This is a genomic window from Chitinophaga sp. Cy-1792, assembly GCF_011752935.1.
Lineage (GTDB): Bacteria > Bacteroidota > Bacteroidia > Chitinophagales > Chitinophagaceae > Chitinophaga.
In genome coordinates, this window is record NZ_VWWO01000002.1 from 126,118 (window position 1) to 140,516 (window position 14,399).

Sequence of the window (14,399 nt, forward strand, 5' to 3'; positions counted from 1 at the left end):
AGAAATGGCGGCAATACACCACCCTTTAACCTTTCCTGCATCCGATTTGTATTAAGTAGGTAGAAGCTTTACGTATGAGTTTAGCCAGATACCGCGAGAAAAGGACCTTTTCTGCTACACCGGAACCTACCGGCGGCCGCAGCGATAGCGAAGTGTTGCATTTTGTGGTGCAGCAACATGAAGCTTCGCATATGCATTATGATTTCCGCCTCGAAATAAGAGGGGTACTGAAGAGCTGGGCCGTACCCAAAGGTCCCAGCATGGACCCACGTGTAAAGCACCTGGCCATGATGGTGGAAGACCATCCTTACAACTACAAAGACTTTGAAGGCATCATTCCGCCCGGCAACTATGGCGCCGGCACTGTCATTGTTTGGGATCAAGGCTGGTATGAGCCGGATGTTCCTGCGAAAAATAAAAAAGCCGCTGAAAAAGCCCTGTTGAAAGAACTGGATAGTGGCAAGCTTAAATTCTTCCTGCATGGCGATAAACTTAAAGGAGAATTTGTACTGGTGAAAGCCCCTGCCAGAGGGGATAACGCCTGGCTGCTCATAAAAATGAAGGATGAGTTTGCATCTGCTGCCGATATTCTCCGGAAAAACAAATCTGTGGTAAGCGGAAAAACTATTACACAGGTAAAAAAATCCCCGGAACGTGTATGGGAGTCTTCACAAAAAAAATCAACAACAAAACATACACCCAAAGCTGCTGTTAAAAAAGCGGCCCCGTCTGCCATAAATATTGGTAAAAAAGCTGCCATGCCGGAAGGTGTAAAACCCATGCTGGCAACGCTTGCCAACAAACCATTTGATAACGCCGACTGGCTCTATGAAATCAAATGGGACGGCTACAGGGCCATCGGCTATTGCAATAAGGAGAAAGCGCATATCGTTTCCCGAAACCAGCTTAGTTTTGATAAGAAATTTCCGGTGATAACGGAAGCCCTGAAGGAATGGAACGTAAAAGCGGTCGTAGATGGCGAAATTGTTGCACCTGACGAAAATGGTGACCCGGATTTTCAACAATTGCAGAACTACCTGAAATTCGGCAGCAGCACGCAAATTGTATATTATATTTTTGACCTGCTCTGGTATGAAGGTCGCGACCTCCGGCAAGAGCCGCTGCTAACCAGGAAAACGCTGCTACAACAAATATTGCCACCTGAAGATAATCTTATCCGCTACAGTGATCATATCATTGAAAATGGTAAGGCTTTTTATGAAGCGGCAGTGAAACGCGGACTGGAAGGGGTAATGGCTAAAAATGCCAACGGCGCTTATGTCTCCGGCAGGCGAACAGATAGCTGGCTGAAGATAAAGAACAATCAGTTTACGGAGGCCGTCATCTGCGGTTATACCAAAGGGCGCAACAGCCGGAAATATTTCGGCGCTATCGTGCTGGGGAAATACAAAGGCAGTAAACTTCAGTATATTGGTCATACCGGTGGCGGGTTTTCAGACCAGCAGCTACGCGAGCTCTACGCAAAATTTCAACCGCTGGTAACCGATCATTCACCTTTTAAGCCGGTACCTGATACCAATATGCCGGTCACCTGGATGAAACCACTGCTGGTATGTGCCGTGAAATATGCAGAGATTACTACAGAAGGGATTTTACGACAACCCATATTTATGGGACTACGGGAGGATAAAAAAGCTGCAACAGAAAAGAACGAGAAGATAGTGACGGCGCCCCCGGATAAATTAACAACTTCGAAAAAATCTTCGAATATGGCAACAGCAACATCTGCGAAAGCGAAGACCGCCGAGGCAAAGAAAACACCGGCTAAAAAAGCTGCGGTAAAAAAAACTACACCAAAAAAAACTGCTGCTACATCTTCCGAAAAAAAAACTACAACATCAGCCAGGAAAAAAAAAGCCATAACAAAACCCTCCAAAAATAGTGGCAACGATTTTTTGCCTGCCGGAGAAACAGAGGTAGAAATGAAGGTGGACGGACGTTTGCTGAAATTTACCAACCTGGATAAAGTCTACTGGCCGGTAGAAAAAATTACCAAAGGGGATATGATCAACTACTATGCATCCGTAGTAGATTATATATTGCCTTATCTAAAAGACCGGCCGCAGTCGCTCAACCGCTTCCCGGAAGGTATTAACGGTTTTCATTTTTACCAGAAAAATGTAGAAGATAAAGTGGCCGACTGGATAGAGACATTTCCTTACCTGAGTGAGTCGGACGGACAAACCAAGTCGTTCCTGGTGTGTAAAGATAAGGCTACACTCTTGTACATGGCCAATCTGGGCTGTATCGAGCTAAACCCCTGGCATAGCCGTATCAGCAAGCCGGATAACCCTGACTACTGTCTGATTGATCTAGATCCGGATAAGAATCCATTTAGTCAGGTGGTGGAAACGGCGCTGGTAGTGAAGTCGGTGCTGGATGAAATAGGGGCGGAGTCTTATGTAAAGACATCTGGTTCTTCGGGGATGCATATACTGGTGCCGTTGGGGGCGCGCTATAGTTATGAGCAGTCGCGGATGCTGGCGCAGCTGGTAACAGGCGTTGTCAATAAGCGGCTGCCTGATACTACCAGCGTGGTTCGTACTCCTGCCAAAAGGAAAGGACTGATATACCTGGATTTTCTGCAGAACCGCCAGATACAGACGATGGCAGTGGCCTATTCATTAAGGCCTAAGCCAGGTGCTACGATATCGGCGCCGCTTAGCTGGAAGGAAGTAAAGGCCGGACTCAATATGAAGGATTTTAATATCAATACGATGCCGGCCAGGCTCGCGGCTAAGGGCGATCTGTTAAAAGGGTTGCTGGGAAAAGGTATTAACCTGAATCAGGTGTTGGACAAGCTACAGCATTTGCTGTAGGGTTAAAAATTGCTGTCCTTTTCGTACAGGTAATTGAGTATGAAAGTGGCGCGGGCGGCTACTACGTCTTTAGGTACTTCAATGAGGTTATAACCTAAACTACTATACGTTTTTTTCATTTGCTCGTAGGTGGCTATGGCCAGCTGGAAATCCTGTTTGCGTTCTGCATCATTTTCGTAGATGAGTTCCCACGGTGGAAGAATGAATACGTCCGTATTATATCTGTAGTTAGCGGCGGCCTCTTCATAAGTGGCTATGGACGGGCCTTTGATCAATGATACATATCCCAGCACATCTGGTACTCCCCTGTCGAAGAAACAGGTGTTGGTAGAGGTGATATATCGTTTGTAATCTCTGGTGGCCTGTTTGAGCATCAGCTGCGAATAGGCGGCAGTATCTTCCCAGGGAAGGGCATTGCCATTATGTTTGATCTGTTCGCGGATAACTTTACGGCCGGATTCCTGCACTACATCATAGCCACGTTGGCGCAATTCCAGCAGCAGCGTGCTTTTGCCGGAACCGGGGCCTCCTGTGAGGATGTAAAAGTTTTCTTTGTTGTACATACCACAAGTTACTCTTTTTTCCCGGAGCAATTGCGTGCGTTTGGATATTATCGCCACCAGCGGTGGCGATAATATCCGGTTGAAGTTATAGTGCAATCATCTGATCAGGTGAACCCCTTCCGTATCATCCAGTCTTGCGATCAGTGCCCAGCCGTAGAAGTTTTGTGCCAGTCCGATCAGTACTTCGTTGGCGCCGGCTTTCAGCGGAATGATGGTACTGCCGTTATCGATGCTGATGCGACCTCTTGGTACTTTCATGATGGGGGTGAAGAAAGTATTTTTATCAAGATAGACCAGTTGTTTATTTACATATAAATAGATATCATCGCTGAACCCGAGACGTATATTTTTGATGCAGTCTTTTTCTGCGGTGATGGTGGTTTTCAGCCAGGTGATCTTCCTGGTGAAGTTGCCGCCATATTTACGGGTAAGGTTAATCATTCCTTTTCTTTCTGCGGTGATTTTTTCCCAGACGGCGGTATTGTCAGGTATCCATGCTTTGTCAAAATCGGTGCTGCCGGTGTACCTGAAGTCTTTCAATACTTCCCAGTTGCGTATATAACGGGGATCATTATACGTAATATCGGCTTCGGGTTCGTCAGACAGGTTTTCTGCCGGGCCCTGTATGATGGCTACGTTGCGGATCAGTGCCTGGCCGTCGAAGGCGATGCTGCCATGGGTTGTATTACCTTCCAGGCGGGGGATAATGAGCGTGGGATTGTTCATATCGTTAACGAATACACGCATTTGTTTTTTGGATACCACCAGCTTGATATGGTTCCAGCCGCGGGTAAAGCTGGCCGCTCCCTGGTATTCTGGTAAGAGGTCCCAGAGGTTGATACTGCTGATGATAGGTGCATACTGTACGGCCGTAGAGGCGTCCGGGTCGCCGGCATTTTCTGTGCGCAGGTAGAAATATTCGGATTCGTCTTTCGACTGCTTACGGAAGGCACAACCCGCAAAGAAAGAGTCTATGGGTTTGATGTCATAGGAGATAGTGCCGGTAGAGAAGTCCAGGTTTTTTACCGTAGCTATGGCTTTGCTCCGTAGTAGTTTTAAGACCGGCTGACTGTTGTCGGTCGTAAATTCGGCGTCGCCGGCATCGTATTGCCAGCTGTCTGCTGTCATAGGTACTTTGGTTTCCTTTTTCTGTTGGGCATGTGCCAGGATGCTGGTCAATAATAAACCTCCCAGGACGATCCCGCTGAATGTTCTTTTCATATGGTGTCAGCTTTTTAAATGTTAACTGCACCAAAACTGAATATTACTTACCTTAACGGTGGATCATACACGAAACAAGTTGGTTCAAGTCTGTGCAAGTTAGTATTTCATTAATTTCCAATGAATAATATAGATAATTCATATTATATAAATAGATGTCTGACGTTGGTTGTCAGTCGTTTGGACAGAGGGGATTACATGTCCTGGACCAATTATGACTATGAAAAACTGAGTGTTTCCATTGAAGAAGCGACGGGGGTAATGCTGAGTGTCACCACCTTGAAACGTGTATTCGGACGGGTGAAATATACCAGTGCACCTGCGGTAACCACATTAAATACCCTGGCGCAGTATGTGGGGTATACAGACTGGCAGGCATTCCGTCAGTCGGTGGAGCTGCCGCCGGCAACAGCGGAGGTAACAGTAGCGGAGCCGGCACCTGCAACAGGAAAAAGAAGAAACTGGTATGGATGGGCGGCCGCAGTTATATTGATACTGGTAGTGATGGTGGCATGGATCAGGAGGCCCGGAGCCGGCAAGGCGGCCGCTATGGATACGGCGCTATATACTTTTAGCAGCACCAAAGTGCTTACCTCCGGGGTGCCGAACTCCGTAGTATTTAACTATAATGCGGCAGCTGCCGGCGACGATTCCGTATTTATTGCGCAGTCATGGGATATCCGCAGACGTAAGCAGGTAGATAAAGACAAGCGTGCCTATTCTGCCATTTACTATTATCCGGGATTTTTCCGGGCAAGGTTGCTGATAGGGGATAAGGAAGTAAAGCACCACGACCTCATCATCAACTCCGATGGGTGGCTGGCATTGCAGGCACAGGAAGAGGTGCCGGTATATTTCAAAAAAACAGAATATTTACAGGATAGTCTGATTACGGTTTCCAGCGCCCTGCTGGATGCCTATAAAATTCCTTTACAACCAACGTTGCCGGATATACGTATCTATAATGTACTGCAGCTACCTGGAATAATGAACAATCAGTTTAGCTTTGAGACGGCCGTTAAAAGTGATTTCAGCGAGGGGAGTGCTGCCTGTCAGCGTATGACGGTATTTCTTTTGTGTGAAAATGACGTGATCATGGTGCCGCTGAGTGCAAAAGGTTGCGTAGGTGATCTGACGCTGGTGGGAGGGGGAACGGAGGTGAACAGCAGCAATACGGATCTATCCGGGTTTGGCTGTGATTTGCATCAGTGGACGAATCTACAGGTGGTCGCCACCGGGAAAAAGATACAGTTTAATGTAAATGGCAAGCTCGCGGGAGAGTTGAATATACAGTCGCCGCCGTCGGCAATCGTAGGAATACAGTATCGTTTCGATGGCCCGGCCTCCGTCAGGAAGGCGGTGTTCAGTGCTGGCAACAAGACCTATACCTTATTGTAAGCCGATTTTTTCAGACCATTGAATGGCTGTTGGCAGTTCGAGGCTGGCGCATTCGATGTGGATCACCCTTCGTTGCTGCTCGTTGGTAGTACGGCCGGAACTATGCAGCAGCAGTGGTTTCATGAGCATGATACCGCCGGCAGGGACTTCACACGTAGTTTCTGAAGTATTGGGCCAGTCAATCATTTCGGGCCGCTGGATTTCTTTTTTGTGAGAGCCGGGAATGACGCGCAGGGCGCCATTGCTGGCAGTGGTATCGTCGAGGTGTATACGAAAAGTGACAATATTGTGCAGGTACTCCAGTGGTGGCTGTACTGCAAACTGGTCGGTTTTAACTGTCCAGGGACCGAAGCCGGGAAGGACTTGTTTATCGTTGACAGAAATGGTGAGGTCCTGATGATAACTTACGTACCAGTTGGAACCGGAGGGCTTGTCGAAGTAGATACTTTTTACGATGAAGTAGTCGTGTTGCAGTATTTCGGCCATCAGGCGTTTCATATTTTCGTTGAGTAGCAATGGCAATACTTCCGGTACTTCATGAAGAAAACGGCGTATGGCGAAGAGGTCTGCAGAGCGCCTGAAGGCAGGGCTGGTACTATCGGCCGACGTAATAGCAGCAATGATTTCATTGATAGCAAGGTGGTCATAAATGCCGGGAATGACGGCGAAACCATTATCTTCGAATTGCTGGCAAATGTTGGTCATCTCACGAAAATATAAATTTAAAATACAAGAAAGGCAGGATGGAAAATTACAGTATAATTTTGTTTCTATTGGGTGTAATGATTATTTTCTCCGGTATAGCGGAGAAGATACGGATACCTGTACCCATCGTATTGATAGCAGTAGGAATAGCGGTGGGCTTCATTCCCAGCTTACCGGAAATTGAGTTGGACCCTGAGATAGTCTTCCTGTTGTTTCTGCCTCCCTTGTTATATGATGCGGCTTTCAATATTCGTTTCGACGAGTTTAAGACCAATATGAACACGATCGGTACGCTGGCGATATCCCTGGTATTCCTTACTGCTACCGGCATTGCGGTGATGGCGCATTATATTATTCCTGGCATGACCTGGCCGCTGGCATTTGTATTGGGGGCTATTTTGTCTGCCACAGATGCAGTGGCTGCAACCTCTGTTACCAAAGGATTAGGGCTGTCTCATAAGACGCTCACCATATTGGAAGGGGAGAGCCTGGTGAATGATGCATCTGCGTTGGTGGCCTATCGTTTTGCATTGGCGGCGGTTACCGGCACGGCCTTCGTATTCTGGAAAGCCTCCCTGGAGTTCGTAATAGTGCTGGCGGGAGGATTTGCCGTTGGTGTAGTAATGGGATGGGTGCTGGCATTTTTGCTGACCCGCTTCAAACAGAACTATTGGGTATGTATTAGTTTGATGTTGCTGATGCCTTTCATCGCCTATCTGCTGGCGGAAGACTTTCATGTTTCAGGCGTAATAGCCGTGGTGATACTGGGATTGATGATTGCCAGGTTTAGCAGGAAGATATTCCCTGAGCATGTGAAGCAGCAGTCGAAATCTATCTGGGATATCATCATCTTTCTGTTGAATGGACTGATGTTTATTTTCATCGGGCTGGAATTTCCTTATGTACTGAAAGGTATAGATAAGACGCACGTATGGGTGTATGTGCTTTATGCCCTGCTGGCGGTGATTGTAGCTATTGTAATAAGAATGCTGAGAGTATACCTGCAGAAAGTGAACCTGCAACGGGCTTTCAGGAAGAAAGATAAGCGGGTAAGTGAAGATGCTTTATTGGATTTTAAAACGAGTCTGATCATTACCTGGGCGGGTATGCGCGGTATAGTATCACTGGCGGTGGCATTAGGTTTACCTAAAACACTTGGCGACGGTACGCCGTTTCCGGAACGGGACATCATTATTTTTATTTCCGTAGTGGCGGTGCTGATAACCTTGCTGGGACAAGGTTTAACGCTACCATGGCTGGTTAGAACCCTTCAGAAGAAGGGCGCACACAGGGCGGGATAGCGTATTTCCGCGCGCACGCATGATTATACGTCAAAAATATATTTAAAAAAAGTGCTACAAAATTTTTTATAATCAATGAGTTTTATACTTTTGTAGTCCACTGGAGAGTTGGCAGAGCGGTCGATTGCGGCAGTCTTGAAAACTGTTGACTGTAACAGGTCCCGGGGTTCGAATCCCTGACTCTCCGCAGAATAAAAGGAGATCATCGTAAGATGGTCTCCTTTTTTGTTTGGAAATATCCAGGCCGATTGCCGTTGGCCGGCAATGGCTGAAATGTATGGGCATTCAACATGAATGCTCTTCTAATTAAACTTGAAAACACTTAAAGTAAATATCAATACAAATAAGATTAGTTGAATGATCTCTACCAGATAAAAGCTGGTAGTAAGCCTGGCCCATTCACCACCTTGCGGTGAGGACAATGCTACCAGTTTATTTAGCCTGTTGCCTAATACACGCCGTAGCCCCAGTCCATTAAAAATTACCAGCAACAGGAGTATCATTTTTATGCGAAACCATAGCTGTGCGCCCCAGATTTCATGCATCTTTGCCATCATGATGATACCTGATAGCAGGATTAGCCCCATTCCTATGCCCAGAAAGTGTTGCAGCTTGTTAAGGAATGCAATCATTGCCAGGCTTTCCTTGTTATCTCTGCTATAGGCTTTGCGGAAGGTGTGGAAAGCAATAAGGTCTATGAAGGAGGTGCCGGCCATCAGGGTAATGCCGGCTACATGCAGTACTAACGCTGCATAATATATTGTTGTACTCATGATCTTTGTTTTTTAATCAAGAAGTCAGTTTTGGAGACGTAACGAATCGCCAGCAACATCAACACCAGATCCACACTCACAAATAGTATCCGCGACAGCGGATCGCCGCTGCATATATGTGCAATGAGTGCTGATGTCATCGCGGTAATAAATCCTGCATATACCCATTCTTTTACCCGCAGTGCCGTAAAAGGTAGTAAGAGCACAATAGCGCCTATGACTTTAGCAATCACCAATTCTATGCGGAAATAATCCGGAAACCCAAGTTTTCTTAAATCGTCTGCATGTGTATAAGAAAACCAGGCGCTGAAAAGTATAAAGAAGCTGATAAAAACTTTGGCAATCCAATATAGGATGCTGTTTGATTTTGCTTGTTCCATAATAGATGTATTTACTACGAAAGCGTATTAATTTGTGTAAATATAATACGTTTTTGAAATAAAATAATATTTCCGTAGTTTATTTTATATTTTTGTTTCGAAACCGAAGTATATATGAATAAAACCGTAGAACTGGTAAACCACTGGGGCAATTTTGAAGAAAAGCATCCGAACGGCAGCATCGCCGATTTTTGCAGGTATTACCTGGCACGGCAGGAGAAAGAACCAAAAACATCCGGAAAGCTCGTTGGCGGCGTTGTTCCACAGGTAAAAGCAGGACTACTCATGAAAATTATCGGCAGAATCAGCAAGCTGAATATGTCATATGCCAATATAGCCCTGGAAGGTACCGGGCTTCATCAAATTGAAGAATTCGGCATCCTGCAAACAATCAGGCAGGAGCAGGCCCCCCGCAAAACAGAGGTAATCTACGCTAACCTGTTCGAGCTATCCAGCGGCACAGATATGCTCAACCGATTGAAGAAACGGGGCTTAATAAAAGAATATGCAGACAAAGAAGATAAACGCTCCAAAAGAATAGAACTCACGGCCAAAGGAGAAAAGGTAATCAGGGACAGTACTGCAAAAATAGAGAAGAACGCGACCATGCTGCTCCATACGCTCGCAGATGATGACAAAGACCTGTGTATTCAATTATTAAAAGAGATAGAAATTAAGTTGTCAGAAAAATGGCAAAGGCATAAGGGAAAAGGTTTTGATGAGATATTTGAAGACCTGCTGCAGGAACAAAGTAAGTAGACTCTATATGAACTCAACAAGCGATCTCTACTCAGTAGAAATCGGCTGCAAATCCATCAAGCATAATCTATAGTAGCGTATCTGAAGGTAAATGCACTAATTATTTTAGTGCTGATCGTACGAGATATAGTTTTCCCAGTACCAGGGCGTAAATGTATTACCAATCGCCGCTTCCATCAGGGATTTAAAAATACTTTCCCCATAATCACTGTTGGTCATAATAACGATGCCAATCCCTTTGTCCGGAAATCCGATGGCATAATGCCCCCAACCTTCGCTATGGCCCTCTTTAAAGAAGGCATAGCCATAAGGCGTTTTAAGTAAACCAACTCCTAAACCATAAAATATATTGGTATTGGCGGCTGTTTTGTCGTCTACTAATGCATTAGGGCCAAATTGTTGCCTGGACAGAATGGCCACCTGTGGAGAAAACATTTCGTGGCTGCTTTTCTTCGAGAGTCCTTTTTTCTGTAATAAGGCGCTGAAGAAAATGGAGAAATCGTTTATGGTAGTATACATCGATCCGGCGGAATGAGGAGAAGTTCTTTTGTCGAATTCATAAGGCTTCTGTAACGAATCATGTCCGACACAATAGTTTTTATCAAAAGCATCCTGCCATACATAGCTGCTGTTTTTCATCGCTAAAGGATGAAAGGCTTCTTCCTGGGCAATAACTTCAAAATCTTTGCCTGTAATCTGCTCCAATACAAACTGCAACAGGTACAGTCCTTCTCCTGAATAGCTAAACCGGGTTCCCGGATCATATTTAATCCTCAGTTTCCCATCAGGTTCGAATCCCCTGTAATTAGGCAGACCGGTGGTATGGTCCAGGCACATTCTTGCTGTAATCTTTTCGTATCTTTTGTCATCTTTGATTTGCTGGTACCCCCGGCTTTTCTTCGTAAAAACATATTCATATAATGGTTTCTTCAGGTAATGCACCAATGGGGTATCAAGGTCGATAATGCCTTTGTCGGCCATTTTCAAAACAATATAGGCAAACACAGCTTTGCTCAAAGAACAGCTCCAATAAATGGTGCCGGTGTCCATCTTTTTTTGTGTTGAAAGGTCCGCATAGCCATAACTTTTTATATAGACAGGTTTATTTTTATTGAAGACAGCCACAGATAATCCTGCAACTTTCGCAGTATCCACCAGTTCTTTTATGGTATGGTCTAACTGATCAGAACTGATCGAAGAGCCGTCCAGCCGCTTTATGTTTTGTGCCGAAAGGGTTGAAGAAAATGATAGCACAACGAATGATACACAGGAAAGAAGTAAGATTTTTATGGGGTTCATAACACAAAACTTAAGATTAGAATTTACATAAATTATATAGTAAGAGAATAATTACAGAAAGATGTGGTATGGGATTTAATAAATTCGCTAATGAATCTTTTCCTGTTGAAATGTAAAAGAGCGCTTTGTGATGAAGCGTATTACAATGGACTTGTTACTGTCGTATACACCAATATACCGATAATTAAGATATTTAGTAAAATTATCTATAGATTTTTGGGAGTGGCAGATGATCATTATCCCTTCTCTCGCTTCATTATTCATTTTTACCATACATCTGCTATATTGTAAGCGCTTGAATGTAGAGCTGTTAGTTATCCATTCTTTTCTAGTTGTCAGGTAATTGGATTTGTTTTTAAAAAGTTTAAATATTTTCTTATTTCAGACTCCAATTTTACTGGATATTCATAGCCTAATTTTTTCGATAACGCCCTGCCGATTTCGGAAACCAGGTCAGTCGTTGCAAACAGCGCATTCCAGTTGTCTTCAATATTACTTCCTGGAAATGTTTGTGCTGCTTTTTCCCATATTTCAGGAGAAAGATATTTTTTAAATAGTCTGCCGGATTTATTGGTAGTAATATTCCAATCGTGCTGACTGGCAATATACCACTCCATTAAAGGAATGAAGTATGCTGTCCGGATGATGTTTTCCATAGTTTTTGCATAGAATATTTCATCCCTTACAAGGCATTTTGCTACGTAGGTAGTGTCCCACCAGAAGTCATTCAGTGTTCCCTGGAATTTTTGCGATGTTGGTTTTTTGATAATAGAGACCTGATAAGTAGGGTTTTTCAGATGGGCTGTTATGCCTTCTTTGTCGATGAGTACTTTGTATCCGATATCCCAATCTTCAGGTAATTCGTTTTGATGAACTTCTTCAATAAATTTGTCCTTACTAAATAGTTTGAAATCGACTTTCACATAGTCATCGTATAGTACCATTTTCATTGCATGTTTGAAACCGAAGCAGGCTTCATCTTCTTCAATCATAGCAATAGGTCGGCCGAAATGGTGTGTCCAGCTATTGTCGGATATGTATTTACTGTTGTTCTCAAAAACAATTTCGATATCTAAATCGCTCAGGTCATCAACGGGTGCCAGCGGATTTACAAGTGAACTTGTCAGCAAAACAACACTGATATCATGGTTGTTTTCTGCCCATTCAATAATAGATTTTAGCTTTTCTTCCCTTGATCTCATTGCTACTATTTTTACCTAAGATTACAGGTTAATTTACGAAAAAATGGGATAATGATCTACCTGTAAAAATCTACTTAATCAATCCAAAACTCCTCGTTACCTGCTCCTTGTAGTTCTGACTTAGGGGGATTACCTGCTGGCCGGACAATAGCAGCTCGCTGGCTTTAATGATCTTTATCTTCGGTATGGCTACGATAAATGATTTATGTGTACGCACAAACAGCGATGCCGGCAAATCTTCTTCCAGTTTTTTCATCGTCATATGTACCAGGTGATGTTGCTTTGAGCGTACAATTTTTACATAATCTCTTGAGCCTTCTATGTAGATGATATCAGCGTAGGGGATTTTTGTCAGTCCATTTTTCTCTTTTATGATAAGATCTGTGACAGTGTCTGTGGTAGCGCTGACGGAATTGTTGCCTGTACTTAGCAGCTGCTGTACTTTTTTTACGGCTGTACTGAAACGCTCAAAGGAAAAGGGTTTCAGCAGGTAGTCGACAACATTCAGTTCATACCCTTGCAATGCGTATTCTGCATAAGCCGTAGTGAATATTACTTTTGGCGGGTGCGACAGACTCTTCAAAAATGTAATACCATTTACCAGCGGCATTTCAATATCCAGGAAAATAAGATCTACCTGGTGTTGCTCCATTTTGGCAAAAGCTTCCATGGCATTTTTGCATTTGGCTACCAGCGTCAACCCTTCTGTTTGCAGGATGTATTGTTCAATAATTTGCTGCGCGATGACTTCATCGTCGGCAATCAGGCATTTAATCATCTTAAAGATTTATTTCGAGTGCAACAGTATATTGTTGGTCATCTTCCCGGATCATCAGCTGATACTGGCCAGGATAATAAAGGTCCAGCCTTTTCCGGACATTTTCAATACCTACCCCGCCATATTGCGACTTTTGCATAGGTGTTACCGTTAGTGCCGTATTATTCAGTGTAAAGCATAATTTGTTACTAACGAAATGTAGTTCCCCGCGGATATAAGCATTTTGCTGTACCCGGTGTGCCCCGTGTTTAAAGGCGTTTTCCAGGAATGGAATCGTTAAAAGCGGGACTATGTTAAGATGGGGTATTTCTTCCTGATGGATGCGGAAATCGATATTAGCTTCTGGGTACCGTTTCTTTTCCATCTCCAGGTAGTCCCGGATAAACGCAATATCCTTTTCAATCGGCACATGATGCTGGCTGCAATCATACAATATATAGCGCATCATATCTGATAAACGCAGAATAAATGCAGGTGTTTCTTTGGCACCTGTTAAACTCATACCATAAATGCTATTTAAGGTATTAAACAGGAAATGCGGATGCAGCTGGGCTTTTAAAGCACCTAGCTGCAGTGTGAGGTTATCATTTTCCAGCTTATGACGGTGATATTCATTCTTCATGGCAAAGCGGAGGAACATCACAGAAATGAATGCCAGCATATCTGTAAGGAGAAACTGAGCCATGATCTTTCTGGACATGGCAAGATGGTGAAACAAATCATATTGATGTTGGAAGTAGCTTGTAGTGTCTGGCCCGGAGCCTGCCTGCAGGAACAGGTATGATACCAGCCAGTTGACATATTTTGGAACAAGAAAGAAGTATAATACGGTACTCAGAAATAGCACCACATAAGATTTCTTTTGAAGGATAGCTGGCCCGATCACGCGATAATATGGAATGACATAGATCGTAATACAGAAAGCATACCCCGTCATCACCAGAAAAGGGAAATTCAGGTGTTGCCTGGGCAGGTGAGGGCTCTCTATAATGACTGCATATTTATAAATGACTGCATATATAATCCATACCAATATCTCGTAAACAGATATCAGTTTCATATTTGCAGGTTGTATGGTATTGAGTTGCTTCATGGTATAAAGTTATTGGCGGCACAGTACGAGGGCAATTTTATTTCGACAAAACGGGATTTTCTTCGACGAAATAAGCGGCTTTTTATT

The 14,399-nt window shown here is 44.1% G+C and carries 13 protein-coding genes and 1 tRNA gene; 5 read left to right on the forward strand and 9 right to left on the reverse strand.

Annotated features, from left to right (window positions below):
* Positions 1–74 precede the first annotated feature (74 nt).
* Positions 75–2,840 carry a non-homologous end-joining DNA ligase gene (gene ligD / locus F3J22_RS14835; protein WP_167018702.1) on the forward strand — a complete coding sequence of 922 codons (2,766 nt, stop codon included), beginning with the start codon at positions 75–77 and terminating at the stop codon, positions 2,838–2,840.
* Positions 2,841–2,842: 2 nt separating this feature from the next.
* Here the strand turns inward: ligD and F3J22_RS14840 are convergent, their stop codons facing one another.
* Positions 2,843–3,403: an AAA family ATPase gene (locus F3J22_RS14840; RefSeq protein ID WP_167018704.1), complete on the reverse strand. Its 561-nt coding sequence runs from the start codon at positions 3,401–3,403 to the stop codon at positions 2,843–2,845.
* Positions 3,404–3,499: 96 nt separating this feature from the next.
* Positions 3,500–4,624 carry a hypothetical protein gene (locus F3J22_RS14845; RefSeq protein WP_167018706.1) on the reverse strand — a complete coding sequence of 375 codons (1,125 nt, stop codon included), beginning with the start codon at positions 4,622–4,624 and terminating at the stop codon, positions 3,500–3,502.
* 198 nt (positions 4,625–4,822) lie between these two features.
* Between F3J22_RS14845 and F3J22_RS14850 the strand changes: the two genes are divergently transcribed.
* The gene (locus F3J22_RS14850) at positions 4,823–6,022 is read left to right on the forward strand and encodes a hypothetical protein (RefSeq protein WP_167018708.1); all 1,200 of its coding nucleotides are present in this window, start codon (positions 4,823–4,825) and stop codon (positions 6,020–6,022) included.
* On the opposite strand, the gene F3J22_RS14855 is transcribed toward F3J22_RS14850, so the two are convergent.
* Positions 6,014–6,727: a phytanoyl-CoA dioxygenase family protein gene (locus F3J22_RS14855; RefSeq protein ID WP_167018710.1), complete on the reverse strand. Its 714-nt coding sequence runs from the start codon at positions 6,725–6,727 to the stop codon at positions 6,014–6,016. The two genes, F3J22_RS14850 and F3J22_RS14855, sit on opposite strands and share 9 nt — an antisense overlap.
* Before the next feature lie 38 nt (positions 6,728–6,765).
* Here F3J22_RS14855 and F3J22_RS14860 point away from each other — a divergent pair, with 38 nt between their 5' ends.
* Both F3J22_RS14860 and F3J22_RS14865 read left to right on the forward strand, forming a co-directional pair.
* Complete coding sequence (locus tag F3J22_RS14860; RefSeq protein ID WP_167018712.1) at positions 6,766–8,028, forward strand: Na+/H+ antiporter; 1,263 nt, start codon at positions 6,766–6,768, stop codon at positions 8,026–8,028.
* Positions 8,029–8,130: 102 nt separating this feature from the next.
* Positions 8,131–8,215: transfer RNA gene (locus F3J22_RS14865), tRNA-Ser, on the forward strand.
* Between the two features lie 115 nt (positions 8,216–8,330).
* Here F3J22_RS14865 and F3J22_RS14870 read toward each other — a convergent pair.
* Together F3J22_RS14870 and F3J22_RS14875 are read right to left on the reverse strand one after the other, a co-directional pair.
* Positions 8,331–8,801, reverse strand: coding sequence for a hypothetical protein (locus tag F3J22_RS14870; RefSeq protein WP_167018714.1), 471 nt, complete (start codon positions 8,799–8,801; stop codon positions 8,331–8,333).
* Positions 8,798–9,181, reverse strand: coding sequence for a DoxX family protein (locus F3J22_RS14875; protein WP_167018716.1), 384 nt, complete (start codon positions 9,179–9,181; stop codon positions 8,798–8,800). Before F3J22_RS14875 ends, F3J22_RS14870 begins: the two co-directional genes overlap by 4 nt.
* A 114-nt stretch (positions 9,182–9,295) precedes the next feature.
* Between F3J22_RS14875 and F3J22_RS14880 the strand changes: the two genes are divergently transcribed.
* The gene (locus F3J22_RS14880) at positions 9,296–9,940 is read left to right on the forward strand and encodes a MarR family winged helix-turn-helix transcriptional regulator (protein ID WP_167018718.1); all 645 of its coding nucleotides are present in this window, start codon (positions 9,296–9,298) and stop codon (positions 9,938–9,940) included.
* Between the two features lie 105 nt (positions 9,941–10,045).
* Here F3J22_RS14880 and F3J22_RS14885 read toward each other — a convergent pair whose 3' ends face one another.
* The 4 genes from F3J22_RS14885 to F3J22_RS14900 all read right to left on the reverse strand — a co-directional run bounded on the left by F3J22_RS14885 (position 10,046) and on the right by F3J22_RS14900 (position 14,312).
* The gene (locus F3J22_RS14885; RefSeq protein ID WP_167018720.1) at positions 10,046–11,239 is read right to left on the reverse strand and encodes a serine hydrolase; all 1,194 of its coding nucleotides are present in this window, start codon (positions 11,237–11,239) and stop codon (positions 10,046–10,048) included.
* A gap of 335 nt (positions 11,240–11,574) precedes the next feature.
* Positions 11,575–12,441, reverse strand: coding sequence for an AadS family aminoglycoside 6-adenylyltransferase (locus tag F3J22_RS14890; protein ID WP_167018722.1), 867 nt, complete (start codon positions 12,439–12,441; stop codon positions 11,575–11,577).
* A gap of 70 nt (positions 12,442–12,511) precedes the next feature.
* Complete coding sequence (locus F3J22_RS14895; protein WP_167018724.1) at positions 12,512–13,219, reverse strand: LytTR family DNA-binding domain-containing protein; 708 nt, start codon at positions 13,217–13,219, stop codon at positions 12,512–12,514.
* Between the two features lies 1 nt (position 13,220).
* Entirely contained in the window at positions 13,221–14,312 is a 1,092-nt protein-coding gene (locus F3J22_RS14900; RefSeq protein ID WP_167018726.1) for a sensor histidine kinase, read from the reverse strand.
* Between the last annotated feature and the right edge of the window lie 87 nt (positions 14,313–14,399).

What these genes read in the sequence shown, in the direction of transcription:
- F3J22_RS14880 (WP_167018718.1), top strand. Translation starts at nt 9,296, where the DNA reads ATGAATAAAACCGTAGAACTGGTAAACCACTGGGGCAATTTTGAAGAA.
- F3J22_RS14860 (WP_167018712.1), top strand. Translation starts at nt 6,766, where the DNA reads ATGGAAAATTACAGTATAATTTTGTTTCTATTGGGTGTAATGATTATT.
- F3J22_RS14870 (WP_167018714.1), bottom strand. Translation starts at nt 8,801, where the DNA reads ATGAGTACAACAATATATTATGCAGCGTTAGTACTGCATGTAGCCGGC.
- ligD (WP_167018702.1), top strand. Translation starts at nt 75, where the DNA reads ATGAGTTTAGCCAGATACCGCGAGAAAAGGACCTTTTCTGCTACACCG.
- F3J22_RS14900 (WP_167018726.1), bottom strand. Translation starts at nt 14,312, where the DNA reads ATGAAGCAACTCAATACCATACAACCTGCAAATATGAAACTGATATCT.
- F3J22_RS14850 (WP_167018708.1), top strand. Translation starts at nt 4,823, where the DNA reads ATGTCCTGGACCAATTATGACTATGAAAAACTGAGTGTTTCCATTGAA.
- F3J22_RS14875 (WP_167018716.1), bottom strand. Translation starts at nt 9,181, where the DNA reads ATGGAACAAGCAAAATCAAACAGCATCCTATATTGGATTGCCAAAGTT.
- F3J22_RS14845 (WP_167018706.1), bottom strand. Translation starts at nt 4,624, where the DNA reads ATGAAAAGAACATTCAGCGGGATCGTCCTGGGAGGTTTATTATTGACC.
- F3J22_RS14885 (WP_167018720.1), bottom strand. Translation starts at nt 11,239, where the DNA reads ATGAACCCCATAAAAATCTTACTTCTTTCCTGTGTATCATTCGTTGTG.
- F3J22_RS14895 (WP_167018724.1), bottom strand. Translation starts at nt 13,219, where the DNA reads ATGATTAAATGCCTGATTGCCGACGATGAAGTCATCGCGCAGCAAATT.
- F3J22_RS14840 (WP_167018704.1), bottom strand. Translation starts at nt 3,403, where the DNA reads ATGTACAACAAAGAAAACTTTTACATCCTCACAGGAGGCCCCGGTTCC.
- F3J22_RS14855 (WP_167018710.1), bottom strand. Translation starts at nt 6,727, where the DNA reads ATGACCAACATTTGCCAGCAATTCGAAGATAATGGTTTCGCCGTCATT.
- F3J22_RS14890 (WP_167018722.1), bottom strand. Translation starts at nt 12,441, where the DNA reads ATGAGATCAAGGGAAGAAAAGCTAAAATCTATTATTGAATGGGCAGAA.